Genomic DNA, 14,644 nt, shown 5'->3' with positions numbered 1-14,644 from the left:
GCCTGGGTTCTCCGCGCCGCGGATCAGCGCTCGCGCATCGCCTGGGACGACACCTCGACAAGGGGCGAGAAGAGATATTCCAGGACACGCCGGCTGCCGGTCTTGATCTCGACGCTTACCGTCATGCCTGCTCCGAGCGGCACCTTGTTGCCGTCTGCTGCAATGAAGGTGGTCGAAGGAGTGAGCGTGACGGGATAGACGAGTGCCTGAACCCTCGAAGCGCCGGCAAACATATCCTGCTGTCGGATGGCCTGCGTCGGGTCGCCTTCGGCGCGCTGGGCTTCCGGCGCAGGGATGGAGTCGGCGGCGACATGCGTCACGAGGCCGGAGATCGTACCGTAGCGGGTGAACGGGAAGGCCTCCACCTTGACGATGGCCTCCTGGCCCTTATGGACGAAAGCGATGTCCTTGTTCTCCACATAGGCTTCGATTTCGAGCGTGGCATTGGCTGGGACCACCCGCATCAATTCCTGGCCTGTGGTCACGACCTGGCCGATGGTGGTCACGGAGACGGACTGTACAGTGCCGTCAATTGGGCTGGTCAAGGTCTTGTGTTCGAGGCTCGCCTTCGCCTTGATCAGGCGATGGCTGAGGTCATCGGCCTGGCGTTCGGCATTCGCCTTTTTCTGGGAGTTGTCGCTGATGAAGGCATCCCGGATCTTGGTGGCTTCAACCGTGAAGGTGACCATCTCGGCCTTCGCCTGCTCCAGCCAGCCATTGTTGGCGGCGAGGGCGGATTTTTCCGACTGGAGAGCCTGGAGCGCGTCAAACAGGTTCGTGCGCGTGCCGGCATTCTTCTCCATCAGCGTGTTTCTCATGTCGACCCGGCTCTGCAGGGTCTCTATCAGGGTCGCCTGGGAAGTCGTGGTGGCGATCAGCCGATCACGTTCCGCCGTCTTCACCGCCTTCTTGGCAGCCAAGCTGTTCAACTCGGCGCGCAGGCTTGCCAGGTCATCGCGCAGCACCTGTTCCTCGCGTGCACGCACATTGGCGGGAATGGTCTCGGGCCATGGGATGGCGGGGGCTATATCGACGATGTTCTTCTCCGCAGTTTCGATCGCTGCCCGTCGGCGCAAGGCTTCGGCTTGATAGGCGGCCAGGCTTGCCGCGATGTTGCCGACGTCGGCCTCGGTCTCGACGGTGTCGAGTTCAACGAGGATGTCCCCGGCCTTCACATGCGCGCCATTGTCGACCCGGATCGCCCGAATGCGTCCTGTTTCCAGGGGCTCGATGGTCTTGATCTGGCCGATCGGCCGGATCTTGCCGGCAGCGACGGCAAAGATGTCGATCCGGCTGAAGTAGGACCAGGCCAGCGCGCTGGCAAGGAAACCGCAGATCAGCAGCAGCAGCGCCAGCCTTGCCGGAGACGCCGGGGTTTCCAGAATTTCGAGCGCCGCCGGCAGGAACTCCTGATCGGATCGCCGCGGTGTGGGCCGCTTGCGTGCGGTGGAGAGTGAGGCGGTACTCACGATACGTCCTCCCCACTCGCCTGGCTGGTCTGCAGCGCCCACAGATGAGCATAGAGACCACCTTTTCTCGCCACCAATGCGTCATGCGTGCCGATCTCGACAATGCGCCCATCGGCCATGCTGATGATGCGGTTGCAGTTCCTGACGGCGGCAAGCCGGTGGGCGATGATGATGACCGTGCGCCCCTTGACGATCTGTCGCATGTTACGATGGATGACACGCTCGCTCTCATAGTCGAGGGCGCTCGTGGCCTCGTCGAAAATGAGGATCGGCGGATTGGTTGCCAAAGCACGAGCAATGGCGAGGCGCTGTCTTTGCCCACCCGAGAGATTGGCGCCGCGTTCCTCGATGATGGTCTCGTAGCCGCTCGGCAGCTTGCTGATGAATTCGTCGGCGCCGGCAAGGCGTGCGACCTGCACCACTGCGCCGCGTGACATCGTTGGATTGGCCAAGGCGATATTGTCGTGAACCGAACGGTGAAACAGCAGGTTTTCCTGCAGGACCACGCCGATATTGCTGCGCAGCCAAGCCGGGTCGACCTGTGAAATATCGGCTCCGTCGAGAAAGATCTGTCCCTCTACCGGCGTGTAGAGACGCTGGATCAGCTTGGTCAACGTCGATTTGCCCGAACCCGACGGACCGACAATGCCGATCACCTCGCCCGGATTGATCTGCAGGGTGATGGTTTTGAGAACTTCCGGCAAACCGGCTCTGTAGCGGAAGGATACGTTCCGGAAGGCAATCTGTCCGCGCGGCGTCGGCAACGCCAACGGCATCCGGGGTGAATGTTCCGGAACGGTGTTGAGAATGTCTCCCAGTCTTTCGATGGAAACCTGCACCTGCTGGAAATCCTGCCACAACTGCGATAGGCGCAGGATGGGTTGCATCACCTGCCCGGAGATCATGTTGAAAGCAACGAGTTCGCCTACCGTGATCTCGCCGCGGATCACGGCCATGGCGCCGAAAAAGAGCAGGGCGGCCGTCATCAGCTTGCTGACATATTGAATGGCGTTCTGGCCGATGCTCGCCAGGAGCGTTGCATCGAAGGCCGTGCGGACATAGGCGGCGAGCCGCTCCTCCCATTGCGACTGCGTAGCCGGCTCGACGGCCGCGGCTTTGAGCGTCTGGATGCCCACTACGGTCTCGACCAGGAATTGCTGGCTTTCGGCTCCCGTGTTGAACTTCTGCTTGACCTTGTCTCGCAGATGCGGACGCACCAGCAGGGTGATGATCAAATAGAGCGGGATCGCCGCGATGACGATCAGCGTCAGCTTCCAGGAATAGAGGAAGAGAACGGCGATGAAGATGAAGGTGAAGAACAGGTCGATCGCCGAGAACAGGCCCTGGCCTGTCAGAAAGGAGCGTATCGTCTCGAGCTCCCTCACGCGGGCGACGGTCTGGCCTGCCGCCCTGGTCTCGAAATAGCCGAGCGGCAAGCGTAGCAGGTGATGGAAGAGGCGGCGGCCAAGCTCGACATCGATGCGGCTCGTCGTATGCGAAAGGACATAGGTGCGCAGATATTGCAGCGAAACGTCGAAGACACCGATGATCACCAGGCCGAGGACCAGCACGAGGAGCGTCGAATAGCCCTGATGCACCAGGACCTTGTCGACGATCACCTGGAAGAAGAGCGGCGTGATCAGCGCGAAGATCTGCACGAAGATCGATGCGACCAGGACATGGGCCAGTGGCTTGCGGTAGCGCCAGATCGAGGGCAAGAACCAGCGTAGGCTGAAGGCTTTTGGATCGATGCCAGGGCCCTTGAGACGGCGGGCGACCAAGATGACCTCCGGCTCGATCTGATCGAGCAGGTCTTCCACCGACACGCCGCGTGCCACGCGCGTGACAGGATCGACCAACCGATAGTCTCCGGAGGCCATCAAGCCTCCATAGATGGCATGGGCCCCCTCCCGCAGCTTGACGATGGCCGGCACCGGAATGGACTGCAGGCGTTTGGCCTTGGCCGCATTGATGGTGCGAGCCTTGAGACCGACGATGGCTGCGGCTCGAACCAGATCGACATTGGTGCTCTCTCTGTTTCCCAGCGCAAGCTCCCGGCGCATATGCATGGGATCGGCTGCAATTCGGAAATAGTTTGCCACACCGCATAGCGCAGCGAGGCCGGAGTCGAGTTTCTCTGGCTCTCCCGTGCTCTGTGATATTTCGTTCATGAGTGGAAGACCTCGGGCGACCTAGTCGCAAGTGCTCGCAGTGGCAAGGAACGCAAACTAACCGACCATCATCAATTCAACCCGGATTTAATCTTACGACCAACTGACAACGCCGCCGTTGCGACAGTGCGACGATTTTACAGTACATTACAAAGAAAGATCGTTAAAGGACCAAATCATTAATTGGCAGGCAGGTCTGTATAAATGACAAATAAGGGTTTGGGCGTTTTTGCAATGAATTTCAATGTTCTATAATATTTTTATAATAAATTTTAGTTTTAAATATGATTGTGAAAATCTTTTCAAGGAAAAATTTTGATAAATTAGACTAAATATCCAGCGTAAATTTCTATTATAAAAATCGTGTTTTGTTTTTGGGGCGAATATTGCTCTGGCTTGAAAATATTTTCATGGAGATCGAGTAAAGCCATCGCATGGATACCAGACGTCATGTATGCTCGCGATCGTTCTCACTGCCAAGCCGATAAGGTGAAGTGGCTTGGATGTCAGGTATTCCATCGCTAACTGAGCGCAGGCCAGGAATTCTCCATGAGCAACATTGTACTTCCAACCGGTATCACCCATGACAGCGTTTTCGCGACGGGTGCAGCAGGAAGCACCTACAAGGTAAATTTGGATTCCTACATTATTTCCGCCGACAGTCTGGGGCTCCAGCTCGACGGCGGCCCCTGGACTGTAACGATCAATGGCGGGGTTAGCGGCCTGCAAGGAGACGGCCTTGCCGTGAACGCGCCGCCCACGAGCACCCTTGTAACGACAAAGGTCAATGTGGGAACGGAAGGCTCCATCTACGGTTCCCTCTACGGCATCGGGACAAATGCGGCCTTGGATGTCGCGAATTCAGGAATTATCCGAGGGGATGCGGGGGCCATCTATTACGTCGGCGATTCAGGCAGCAATCTCTATTCCAACGCAAAAATCTCCGTAAAGAATCTGGCAGGCGCGACCATTTCTGGTGGCGATTTCGGAATCTATAATAACAGCGCTGCGACATTGACGGTGACGAACGCCGGGACGATCTCTACGGATAGCGGTTATGCCATTCGGTCCGGCGGGCTTGGCAGCATTACCAACAGCAAGCTGATTCAAGGCGACATCGGTCTCTTTGGCGGGGCTCCGCTGAATTCCCTGGGAGTCCCGACCGCCGGCAATACCGTCACCAATACCGGAGAGATCGATGGTTCGATCCTGATCAACGAAGGCAAGAATGTCGTTACGAACTCGGGCATTGTAATCGGCAATGATCAGCTCCTGACTTTCGCAGACGATACTCAGCGGGATGTCCAGGTTTCGATAGGCCTTTGGCAAGGCAACAGTACCATCAAGAACTCAGGAAAGTTGTACGGAACGATACTTGGAAGTTTGGGAGCCGACGTCATAAGCAATACGGGGTTGATCGTCGGCGACACGGCCTATGGCTACGATGCTGGAAGCGAACAGTATTTCCAGGGCGCGTTGGACCTCGGTGCCGGCAATGACAGCCTTACCAACGGCAAGGAGATCGATGGCGCCGTCTGGCTGGGTACGGGAGATGATACGGCGACCAACACCGGCGTGATCTACGGTTTCATCTCGGCTGGCAACGGCAACGACAAGATCACCAATTCGGGCAGCGTCGACGGCATCGATCTGGGCGAGGGGGTCAACACCCTCACCAACAGCAAGACGATCTATAGGGGTGTCTATGGTGGCGATGGCGGTAATACCATCACCAACAGCGGTACCATCTACGGCAATGTCCAGACCGGAGCTGGCAACGACAAGTTCACCGAGTCCGGTGCCGGTCTGGTGACCGGCGACTTCTATTTGGGGGCGGGCAACGATACCTTTGTCGGTGGTGCCAGTGTCGAATATGTCCACGATCAGGCCGGCAACGACATCTATGGCCTCGGTGCGGGCAATGACGTCTATTTTGCCTCGAACGATGGCGGTACCGACAAGGTGGATGGCAGCACCGGGATCGACGTCTTCACTGTCGATCCCGCTACGACCGACCCGCTCAATATCAATCTGGGCATCACGGCGGCTCTCGGCCTGAATGCTCAGACCGCAACCTTCGGCACATCCGGCGGCAGCGAGAATGTGAAAGGCTTCGAGATCGTGTGGGGCACCGCCGGCAACGACACCATCGTCGGCGGAGCGATAGCGGAAACACTGCACGGCAATGACGGCAACGACATCATCGCCGGCGGCGTTGGAGCCGACATCCTTTGGGGGGAGGGCGGCAACGACATCTTCAAACTGCTGGGCGTCAAGGACAGCGGATTGACCCGTGCGGCAACCGACACGATCATGGACTTCACCCAAGGCGAGGACAAAATCGACCTCAGTTTTCAGGAGTTCCACAGCCTGATCGCCAATAGCGATTTCACCGGCTCGTCGGGTGAACTGCGTTATATCTTCCAGGGTGGGCAGACCATGCTGCAGGGCGATATAAATGGTGACAAGAAGGCGGATTTTCAGATCGCGATCCAGGGCACGGTCAATTTGCAAAGCAGCGACATCATCGGCCTCACCTGAGCGTTGGCTGCATCGCGTCTGAGCGAGAAGGTGGCGGCCCCATGGGCCTCCGCCCGCAATTTTCGGGGTAACGATCGCGCGTTTTGAGGCGGTTACCCCGATCGTACCCGCCGTCTGGAAGGGGCCACCGCCACGCTAATTTCACCAGTATTTGCCGGTGGACATTGCTTCAGGAATGATGATGATCGCGTCTTTCGCGTCGCCAAGGGAAGTTTCATGAAAATCAGCGCCCGCAACCAGATCAAGGGCACGATCAAGAGCGTGACGAAGGGGCAGACGACCTCCCACATCCAGCTCGAGGTCAACGGCACCATCATTACTGCGTCGATCACCAATGAGGCCGTCGACGACCTCAATCTCAAGCCCGGCCAGAATGCCTATGCCGTCATCAAGGCCTCAGACGTCATGATTGCTGTCGACTGACCTGTCTTCCCGGTTCATGACGACCTTCGGCGGTGCTCGGGCGAATAGTGGTTCGAGCACTCCTGGTTGCCTGGTGTCGAGCGGATTAGCCTGCGAATTCCGGAGGCTCTCTCAGGCAATCCGCAAGCCCAGTTCGGCCAGCAATTGGCCGGCCTGGCCTTTCGAGATCGTGGCGCCCTTGAAATAACGGGTGTCTGCCAGCTTCAGCCCGCCGAGATCGGCACCGCGCAAGTCGGCACCCTCGAAGCGAGCATCGACAAGATTGGCATCACGCAGACTGCATTCCTCGAAGATCGCCTCGCGAAAATCACATTGGCGCAAATCGGCCTGGGTGAAGTCGAGGCGACGCAGCACGCTCTTCCGGAAGGAAAAGGCCGGCAGCTTGGCCGACATCAGCAGAACTTCCTCGAAAACCAGCCCCAGCCCCGAGGTTTCGGAGAGGTCCGCCCCGGTCAGCTTGCAACCGGTAAAAGCCGTCGAGGCCGCCTTGGCGCGCCGGAAGCTGGTATTGCTGTAATCACCGGTGCGGAACGCCGCTTCCTCCAGGTCCGTGCCACGGAAATCGGCGCCGCTCGCCTTGCAGTTGCGCCAGAGTGTATTGGCAAGCCTGGCGCCGACCAGCTTGGCGTTTCTGAGCCTGCAGCGCTCGAAGGCCCAATGAGAGAGATCGAGACGCGAAAGATCGCATTCCTCCATCTCGCAATCGACGAGGGAATGCGGAAGCTTCGCCGCGAGCAGGTTTTCGACATCGCGGCGCCGCAAGCTGCAGTTCGCGATCGCGCGAAGCGCGTTCATAGCCGGCAAGCCACGATGTCGGCCACGCTCAATAGCGACGGAACAAACCGACCAGCTTGCCCTGGATCTGCACCCGGTCGGGCCCGAAGATACGGGTTTCATAGGCCGGATTGGCGGCCTCCAGTGCGATGGAGGCTCCGCGCTTGCGCAGGCGCTTGAGTGTCGCCTCCTCGTCGTCGATCAGTGCCACGACGATATCGCCGGTATCGGCGTGGTCCTGGCGGCGGATAAGCACGGTGTCATTGTCGAAGATACCGGCTTCGATCATGGAATCGCCGCGCACTTCCAGGGCGAAATGATCGCCGGAGGACAACATTTCCGGCGTGACGCTGATGGTGTGGCTCTTGGACTGGATGGCGGAGACCGGCGTGCCGGCGGCGATACGCCCCATCACCGGGACGAGGACCGGCCGGCCGACCTCGTCGTCAATTTCAGGCCTGACGGGGCGAACCTTGCCGAGATTGCCCTCGATTACATTGGGGCGGAAACCACGCTGGGAAGAGGCGAGCGACAGGCCGCCACCGCTCGGCACTGCCGATTCGGGCAGGCGCACCACTTCCAACGCACGGGCGCGGTTGGGCAGGCGCCGAATGAAGCCACGCTCCTCCAGCGCCATGATCAGGCGGTGAATGCCGGACTTGGACCTGAGGTCCAGTGCTTCCTTCATCTCATCGAAGGAAGGAGGCACACCCTGTTCCTTCAGGCGCTCATGAATGAACCGAAGCAATTCATGTTGTTTCTTGGTCAGCATGGCTATCCCGTCGTGGCGGCCGCGAATCACGGTGAAGATGTAAACAAAACAAGAACAGTGCTACATGTTCCTACTGTGTTCTGCAACAATGAAGTTCAGGTTAAAGACGTGGTCAATAGCCGGCCGCACGGAGATCGATGATCTCGCAGGTCTCACCCGCCTTTGCTTCGGGTGCGAAGGGCGGCCGGATCACCAGGCAGTCGGCATGCTGCATCACGCTGACGAGCGACGAATCCTGCAGTGCCAATGGCTCCACCTTGAGGATGTCTGACGTATCGTCAAGCAGGAAGCGGGCCCGTATATAGTCCTCGCGGACATCGTTGGCCGGCCAGGAGCGGGCAAAGACGGCCTTGCGGCGTGGCGGGCCGGCGTCGGAACGGCCAAGCAACGCGCGCAGCAGCGGCACCAGGAAGAGGACGCCGCAAACCACGGAGGAGACCGGATTGCCCGGCAGTCCGAGGATGTGCATGGCGCCGAGCCGCCCATGCAGCAGCGGCTTGCCTGGCCGCATCGCGATTTTCCAGAAGCCGAGCCGCATGCCTTCGCGGGTCAACGCGGTCTGGATCAGATCGTGATCGCCGACGGAGGCGCCACCGATGGTGACGAGCACATCGGCCTTTTCGGCGCGAGCTCGCTTGATGGCGGCTTCCAGGGCCGGGAAGTCGTCGCTGGCGATGCCGAGGTCGAGCACTTCGCCGCCTTCGGCCTCGACAAGGGCGCGGATGGCGAAATTGTTGGAGGCAACGATCTGGTTTTCGCCGATGGCCTGGCCGGGCAATACCAGTTCGTCGCCGGTGGCGAGGATGGCGACCTTGGGGCGGCGGTGGACCGGCAGACCAGGGTGGTTCATTGCGGCGGCGAGGGCGATATCGCGGGGGCCGATGACGGTTCCAGGCCTCAGGGCCTCACGGCCTTCGGCAAAATCCAGTCCGCGGCCCCGGATATGCTGGCCGGGCTTGGCCGTGGCCTCCAGGATGACGCGATTGCCGTCGCGCCGGGTCTGTTCCTGGATCACCACGGTGTCGGCGCCGTCAGGTACGGGCGCGCCCGTAAAGATGCGCACGGCCTGGTTCTCGCCGACCCGACCGGCATAGCCATGCCCGGCGGCAGACTCGCCGATCAATTCGAGGCTGGCTCCCTGCTTGGCGTCATCCACGCGTACTGCATAGCCGTCCATGGCCGAGGCGTTGAAACCGGGCTGGGTTCTCAGCGCGGTGATGGCGGAAGCAAGCACGCGTCCGCGCGTGGCGTGCAGTGGCACGGTTTCGACAGGAAGCGGGGTGACGCCGGCAACCACCTTGGCCAGCGCGTCCGCGACGGGAAGCAGGCTCATGGATTTTCCTCCGCATGCCAATCGCCGGATTTGCCGCCGGACTTCTCTACGAGCCTGATCGCCTCGATGCGCATGCCCCGGTCGGCGGCTTTGACCATGTCATAGATGGTCAGGCAGGCGACGGAAACAGCGGTCAGCGCTTCCATCTCCACGCCGGTCTGACCCGCGACCTTGGCTGTCGCCCGCACCGTCAGACCGGGCAGAGCGGTGTCGGGCTCGATCTCGACGGCGACCTTGCTGAGGAGCAGCGGGTGGCAGAGCGGAATGAGTTCATGGGTTTTCTTGGCGGCCATGATACCGGCGATGCGGGCCGTGGCGCGAACATCACCTTTCTTGGCATCACCCGACAAGACGAGGTCGAGCGTCTCGCGCTGCATCACCACCCGCCCTTCGGCAATTGCGGTGCGGCTCGTCACGGCCTTTTGCGAAACATCGACCATGTTCGCCTCGCCGGAGGCGTCGAGATGGGTAAGGCTAGGATTCGTATTTTGCCGGCTCATGCCGCCTGGTCCACAGACAGCAGGGCACGCGTGGCGGCGGCGACGTCGGCCTGGCGCATCAGGCTCTCGCCCACCAGGAAGGTGTTCACATCAGCCTTCTGCAGGCGCTGGACGTCGCCGGGTGTGAAGATGCCGCTTTCGCCGACCAGGAGACGATCGCCGGGCACCAGCGGCGCCAGTGTCTCGGTCGTCTCCAGGCGGGTGACAAAGTCGTTGAGATCGCGATTGTTGATGCCGATCATGCCGACATCGAGCGTGAGGGACCGCTCGAGCTCGTCGTGATTGTGGATCTCGCACAGCACGTCGAGGGACCAGTCCTTGGCGGCCGCGATCAGCGCACGGGCTTCGGCGTCGGTGACGCTGGCCATGATCACCAGGATGCAGTCGGCACCCCAGGCTCTTGCTTCCACCACCTGGTAGGGATCGTAGAGGAAGTCCTTGCGCAAGGCGGGCAGCGATACCGCCGCACGTGCCGCGGTGAGGAACTCGGGCCGCCCCTGGAAGGAGGGCTCGTCGGTCAGCACGGAAAGACAGGCTGCTCCGCCGGCTTCATAGGCGCGGGCAAGTGCCGGAGGGTCGAAATCGGCGCGGATCAGGCCCTTGGACGGACTCGCCTTCTTGATCTCGGCAATCAAAGCAGTATTGCCAGCGTCGAGCTTGGCCTGCAGAGCTCTCTGGAAGCCGCGTACGGGACTGGCCCGGTCCGCCAGCTTGATCAGCTCCGGCAGCGGGCATGCCGCCTTCGCTGCCTCGATCTCGCGGCGCTTATAGGCTTCGATCTTCTGGAGAATGGTGGCCATGGCACTCACGCGTTGGAAATTTCAACCAAACGGTTGAGCGTTGCTAGGGCCTTGCCCTTGTCGACGGATTCGCGGGCGAGGGTTACCCCATCCGCCAGGCTCGGCACGCGTCCCGCCACGAGCAGGGCAGCGCCGGCATTCAGGAGGGCGATGTCCCGATAGGGAGTCTTTTCGCCTTCGAGAACGGCCCGCAACGCCAACGCGTTGTGGGCGGCGTCGCCGCCCTTGAGATCCTCGGGTGTCGCAACGCGCAGCCCAACCTCTTCGGGCGTGATGACGCCGTGGCTGATCTCGCCGTTCTCCAGGGAAACGATCTCGGTGGGGCCGGTGGTGGTGATTTCGTCGAGCCCGTCGCTGCCATGCACGGCGATGATGCGCGTCGATCCCAGGGTCTTGAGCACCTCGACCATGGGCTGCAACCATTGGCGGGCATAGACACCGAGCAATTGCCGCTTGACGCCGGCGGGGTTGGACAGGGGGCCGAGCAGGTTGAAGATCGTGCGCGTGCCGAGTTCGACGCGGGTGGGGCCGACATGCTTCATGGCGCCGTGATGGGCTGGCGCGAACATGAAACCGACGCCCGCCAGCGTGATGCAGCGGGCGATACCCTCGGGCTTCAGCTCGATGTTGACGCCGAGCGCAGTCAGCACGTCCGCGGCACCGGATTTGGAGGAGAGGGCGCGATTGCCATGCTTGGCAACCTTCACGCCCGCGCCGGCCACGATCAGGGAAGCGGCCGTCGAGACATTGTAGGAGCCGGAGGCGTCGCCGCCGGTGCCGACGATGTCGACGGCGTCCTCGGGGGCCTCCACCGTCAGCATCTTGGCGCGCATGGCGCTGACGGCGCCGGCCATCTCGTCCGGCGTCTCGCCGCGGACCCTGAGCGCCATCAGGAAGCCACCGATCTGCGAGGGCGTCGCTTGCCCGGAGAGCAGAAGGTCGAAGGCTTCAGCCGCTTCTTCGCGCGTGAGCGAACCGGCGGCAGCCTTGCCGATATAGGGCTTGAAACCGTCCATCACGCATGCTCGCTTTCGTTCCGGTTTTCCTGGGCCCGATGCTTGGCGTTCCATTCCGCCGCCAGCTCCAGGAAGTTCTGGAGGATGCGGTGGCCATGGTCCGACATGATCGACTCCGGATGGAACTGCACGCCATGCAGCGGCGCGCTCTTGTGCTGCAGACCCATGATGACGCCGTCGTCCGTCTCGGCGGTGACTTCCAGATCGGTCGGCAGGCTGTCGCGCTTGACCACGAGCGAGTGATAGCGCGTGCCCATGAACGGGCCGTTCAAACCCCGAAAGACGCCGCGGCCGCGATGATTGATCGAGGAGATCTTGCCATGCATGGGAATGGCGAGGCGCACGATGTCGCCGCCGAAAACCTGGCCGATGGCCTGGTGGCCGAGGCAGACGCCGAAGAGCGGGATCTTGTCCTTGGCCTTCTCGATCAGCTCGCAGCAGATGCCGGCTTCGGTGGGGGTGCAGGGGCCGGGCGAGAGCACGATCGCATCGGGCGCCGCGGCGATCACCTCGTCCGCGCTGACCTTGTCGTTGCGATGAACCGTGACGGTGCAACCCAGCTGGCCGAGATAATGCCAGAGGTTCCAGGTGAAGCTGTCATAATTGTCGATCAGCGTCACGGTCATGGAACGGTCTGTCGTCACGGCTCTAGCCTCCTTTGGAGCCATCACGACTAGGCGTCAGGAGGCAGCGGGTCAAGCGGTTCCCCGGCGCAAGGCGTGTTTTGGCAGAAACACCCCTCGTCTCTAACTCCTTGTTTGGATGCATGTTTGCGATTCGAGGCATTGCGTCGTCCGACAAAGCGCTTCAGCTGTGCGAAACGCTGGGAAGTTAAGGCCGACGCAGGCGCATGCCGTGTTTCTTGCCATAGGCGCAGGCGAACACCTCCAGCAGGATGAAAAGCGCGAGATTGCGGCCTACTACGGGCTCGAAATAGTCCGAGGCCAAGGTCATGCGCGAGGCGATCATCTGCACGGTGTTCCCGAACAGCTCCAGCCTCTCCAGGCCATAGGGCAGGAGCGCGCCCAGACCGGCGAAGACGGCCATGTAGATCAGCGAGGCGAGCGAGGAGATCAGCCAGATACCGAAACCATAGTCGGCATAGGGGGCAGAGCGCTCGCTCTCGAAGAGCCAATGGAAGAAGAAGATGCCATAGGCGGCGCCCAGGGCGGGCAGGGCGATCGCCAGCATCAAGGCGATGGCCTGCAAGCCGCCTGGATAGAGGTAGAGATAGAAGTCGGCGAAGAGCACGACATAGGCGGCCCCGAAGGTCAGCAGGGCTGATCGCCGGGCGCCGGGCCACTTAGCCATGGATGTCGTCCGCCTGCCTTACTGTCCCCGTCCGGGCTGGCCGGCGAAGCGGACGGCTTCTTCGGCAGCGCGGAACAGAGCCTTGGCCTTGTTGACGCATTCGGCATGCTCGCTCGCGGGCACGCTGTCGTAGACGATGCCGGCGCCGGACTGGACATGCATGGTGGCGTCCTTGACCAGGGCCGTGCGCAGCACGATGCAGGTATCCATCTGGCCATCCGCACCGAAATAACCGATGGCGCCGGCATAGAGGCCGCGCTTGTCCCTTTCGAGCTCGTCGATGATCTGCATGGCGCGGACCTTGGGCGCGCCCGAGACGGTACCGGCCGGAAAGCCCGCTGCCAGCGCATCGAGCGCGTCGTGGCCCGGGCCGATGCTGCCCTCGACATTCGAGACGATGTGCATCACATGGCTGTAGCGCTCGATGAAGAAGCGATCGGTTACCGTGACGCTGCCGACGGCCGAGACATGGCCGACATCGTTGCGGCCGAGGTCGAGCAGCATGAGATGTTCGGCCAACTCCTTGGGATCGTTGAGCAGCGATTCGGCCAGCGCATCGTCCTCGGTCTTGGTCTTGCCGCGTGGGCGCGTGCCGGCGATGGGCCGGACCGTCACCTTGCCCTCACGCAGCCGGACCAGAATCTCCGGGCTGGAGCAGACCACCGAAAACCCGTCGAGCTGCAGGTAGACCAGGAAGGGAGCCGGGTTGATGCGGCGCAAGGCCCGATAGAGCGAGAAGGGTGGCAACTGGAACGGCGCGCTGAAGCGCTGAGACAGCACGACCTGGAAGATGTCGCCGGCCTTGATGTACTCCTTGGCGCGGGCCACCATGGCCAGATAGTCGGCGTCGGCGGTGTTGGAAACCTGCTGGGCGTGCAGGGCGTCGAGATCGACGGTCTCGGCAAGCTTGGGTGTCGGGCGGTCCAGGCCGTCGACGATGGTCATCAGCCGCTGTTCGGCGCGCAGATAGGCCTGCTTGGCCGTGACATCGGCTTGTGGGCGCACCGGCGTCACGGCCGTGATGGCGTCGCGCACCGCGTCGAACACCACCATCAGGGTGGGGCGCATCAAGATGGCGTCGGGAACGCCGATGGGATCCGGCTTGGCGGCGGGAAGCTCCTCCACCAGCCGCACCATGTCATAGCCGAGATAGCCGAAAAGGCCGGCCGCCATCGGCGGTGCACCTTCGGGCAGCTCGATCCGGCTTTCCGCGATCAGAGCCCGCAGCGTATCGAACGGATGGCCGTCCAACGTCTCGAAGGCCTGGTCCGGCAAATGGCGGTTGATCGAGGCCTGGCCGTCCTGGCAGCGCCAGATCAGGTCGGGCTCCAGGCCGATCATGGAATAGCGCCCGCGCGTAGCACCGCCTTCCACCGATTCCAGGAGGAAGGCATTGGGCCTGTCGCCCGCCAGCTTCATGAAGGCGGAAACAGGGGTTTCCAGGTCGCCCACCAGCGTCAGCGTCAGGATCTGCGCCTTGCCGGCTGCGTAGGCGGCCGAGAAGGCTTCGAAGGAAGGTTCGAGAAGCATGGTG

At 61.6% G+C, this 14,644-nt stretch carries 13 protein-coding genes; 2 read left to right on the top strand and 11 right to left on the bottom strand.

Going from position 1 to position 14,644, the window contains the following annotated elements:
* Window positions 1–23: 23 nt before the first annotated feature.
* Window positions 24–1,469, bottom strand: a complete 1,446-nt coding sequence (locus QM672_RS17225) for an HlyD family type I secretion periplasmic adaptor subunit (RefSeq protein WP_367622992.1) — start codon at window positions 1,467–1,469, stop codon at window positions 24–26.
* The gene (locus tag QM672_RS17220; protein WP_415084009.1) at window positions 1,466–3,640 is read right to left on the bottom strand and encodes a type I secretion system permease/ATPase; all 2,175 of its coding nucleotides are present in this window, start codon (window positions 3,638–3,640) and stop codon (window positions 1,466–1,468) included. Before QM672_RS17220 ends, QM672_RS17225 begins: the two co-directional genes overlap by 4 nt.
* A gap of 549 nt (window positions 3,641–4,189) precedes the next feature.
* Here QM672_RS17220 and QM672_RS17215 point away from each other — a divergent pair.
* A complete protein-coding gene (locus QM672_RS17215) occupies window positions 4,190–6,181 on the top strand; it encodes a hypothetical protein (RefSeq protein WP_367622990.1) in 1,992 nt (663 codons plus the stop codon).
* A gap of 216 nt (window positions 6,182–6,397) precedes the next feature.
* The gene (locus tag QM672_RS17210) at window positions 6,398–6,604 is read left to right on the top strand and encodes a molybdopterin-binding protein (protein WP_311935020.1); all 207 of its coding nucleotides are present in this window, start codon (window positions 6,398–6,400) and stop codon (window positions 6,602–6,604) included.
* Window positions 6,605–6,715: 111 nt separating this feature from the next.
* Here the strand turns inward: QM672_RS17210 and QM672_RS17205 are convergent, their stop codons facing one another.
* The 9 genes from QM672_RS17205 to trpE all read right to left on the bottom strand — a co-directional run bounded on the left by QM672_RS17205 (window position 6,716) and on the right by trpE (window position 14,640).
* A complete protein-coding gene (locus QM672_RS17205; protein ID WP_311935018.1) occupies window positions 6,716–7,399 on the bottom strand; it encodes a pentapeptide repeat-containing protein in 684 nt (227 codons plus the stop codon).
* 28 nt (window positions 7,400–7,427) lie between these two features.
* On the bottom strand, window positions 7,428–8,150 hold the full coding sequence (lexA, locus tag QM672_RS17200; protein WP_068296091.1) for a transcriptional repressor LexA: 723 nt from the start codon (window positions 8,148–8,150) through the stop codon (window positions 7,428–7,430).
* A gap of 112 nt (window positions 8,151–8,262) precedes the next feature.
* Window positions 8,263–9,483: a gephyrin-like molybdotransferase Glp gene (glp, locus tag QM672_RS17195; protein ID WP_311935013.1), complete on the bottom strand. Its 1,221-nt coding sequence runs from the start codon at window positions 9,481–9,483 to the stop codon at window positions 8,263–8,265.
* Window positions 9,480–9,983 carry a cyclic pyranopterin monophosphate synthase MoaC gene (gene moaC, locus QM672_RS17190; RefSeq protein ID WP_311935011.1) on the bottom strand — a complete coding sequence of 168 codons (504 nt, stop codon included), beginning with the start codon at window positions 9,981–9,983 and terminating at the stop codon, window positions 9,480–9,482. Before moaC ends, glp begins: the two co-directional genes overlap by 4 nt.
* On the bottom strand, window positions 9,980–10,783 hold the full coding sequence (trpC, locus tag QM672_RS17185) for an indole-3-glycerol phosphate synthase TrpC (protein ID WP_394308490.1): 804 nt from the start codon (window positions 10,781–10,783) through the stop codon (window positions 9,980–9,982). Before trpC ends, moaC begins: the two co-directional genes overlap by 4 nt.
* Window positions 10,784–10,788: 5 nt before the next feature.
* On the bottom strand, window positions 10,789–11,799 hold the full coding sequence (gene trpD / locus QM672_RS17180) for an anthranilate phosphoribosyltransferase (RefSeq protein ID WP_311935008.1): 1,011 nt from the start codon (window positions 11,797–11,799) through the stop codon (window positions 10,789–10,791).
* On the bottom strand, window positions 11,799–12,425 hold the full coding sequence (locus QM672_RS17175; RefSeq protein ID WP_415084077.1) for an anthranilate synthase component II: 627 nt from the start codon (window positions 12,423–12,425) through the stop codon (window positions 11,799–11,801). The genes trpD and QM672_RS17175 overlap by 1 nt, the downstream gene beginning before the upstream one ends.
* 205 nt (window positions 12,426–12,630) lie before the next feature.
* Window positions 12,631–13,110, bottom strand: coding sequence for a hypothetical protein (locus QM672_RS17170; protein WP_367622989.1), 480 nt, complete (start codon window positions 13,108–13,110; stop codon window positions 12,631–12,633).
* Between the two features lie 18 nt (window positions 13,111–13,128).
* A complete protein-coding gene (gene trpE / locus QM672_RS17165; RefSeq protein WP_415084004.1) occupies window positions 13,129–14,640 on the bottom strand; it encodes an anthranilate synthase component I in 1,512 nt (503 codons plus the stop codon).
* Between the last annotated feature and the right edge of the window lie 4 nt (window positions 14,641–14,644).

Source organism: Labrys sp. (in: a-proteobacteria) (assembly GCF_047605565.1).
GTDB classification, from domain to species: Bacteria; Pseudomonadota; Alphaproteobacteria; order Rhizobiales; family Labraceae; genus Labrys; species Labrys neptuniae.
Note: the sequence above shows the minus strand (reverse complement) of the source record. Positions and strands in the feature narration are given on the sequence as shown.

Coding starts and splice junctions, on each gene's coding strand:
- QM672_RS17220 (WP_415084009.1), bottom strand. CDS start 3,640: ATGAACGAAATATCACAGAGCACGGGAGAGCCAGAGAAACTCGACTCC.
- QM672_RS17215 (WP_367622990.1), top strand. CDS start 4,190: ATGAGCAACATTGTACTTCCAACCGGTATCACCCATGACAGCGTTTTC.
- QM672_RS17210 (WP_311935020.1), top strand. CDS start 6,398: ATGAAAATCAGCGCCCGCAACCAGATCAAGGGCACGATCAAGAGCGTG.
- QM672_RS17205 (WP_311935018.1), bottom strand. CDS start 7,399: ATGAACGCGCTTCGCGCGATCGCGAACTGCAGCTTGCGGCGCCGCGAT.
- lexA (WP_068296091.1), bottom strand. CDS start 8,150: ATGCTGACCAAGAAACAACATGAATTGCTTCGGTTCATTCATGAGCGC.
- glp (WP_311935013.1), bottom strand. CDS start 9,483: ATGAGCCTGCTTCCCGTCGCGGACGCGCTGGCCAAGGTGGTTGCCGGC.
- moaC (WP_311935011.1), bottom strand. CDS start 9,983: ATGAGCCGGCAAAATACGAATCCTAGCCTTACCCATCTCGACGCCTCC.
- trpC (WP_394308490.1), bottom strand. CDS start 10,783: ATGGCCACCATTCTCCAGAAGATCGAAGCCTATAAGCGCCGCGAGATC.
- trpD (WP_311935008.1), bottom strand. CDS start 11,799: ATGGACGGTTTCAAGCCCTATATCGGCAAGGCTGCCGCCGGTTCGCTC.
- QM672_RS17175 (WP_415084077.1), bottom strand. CDS start 12,425: ATGACCGTGACGCTGATCGACAATTATGACAGCTTCACCTGGAACCTC.
- QM672_RS17170 (WP_367622989.1), bottom strand. CDS start 13,110: ATGGCTAAGTGGCCCGGCGCCCGGCGATCAGCCCTGCTGACCTTCGGG.
- trpE (WP_415084004.1), bottom strand. CDS start 14,640: ATGCTTCTCGAACCTTCCTTCGAAGCCTTCTCGGCCGCCTACGCAGCC.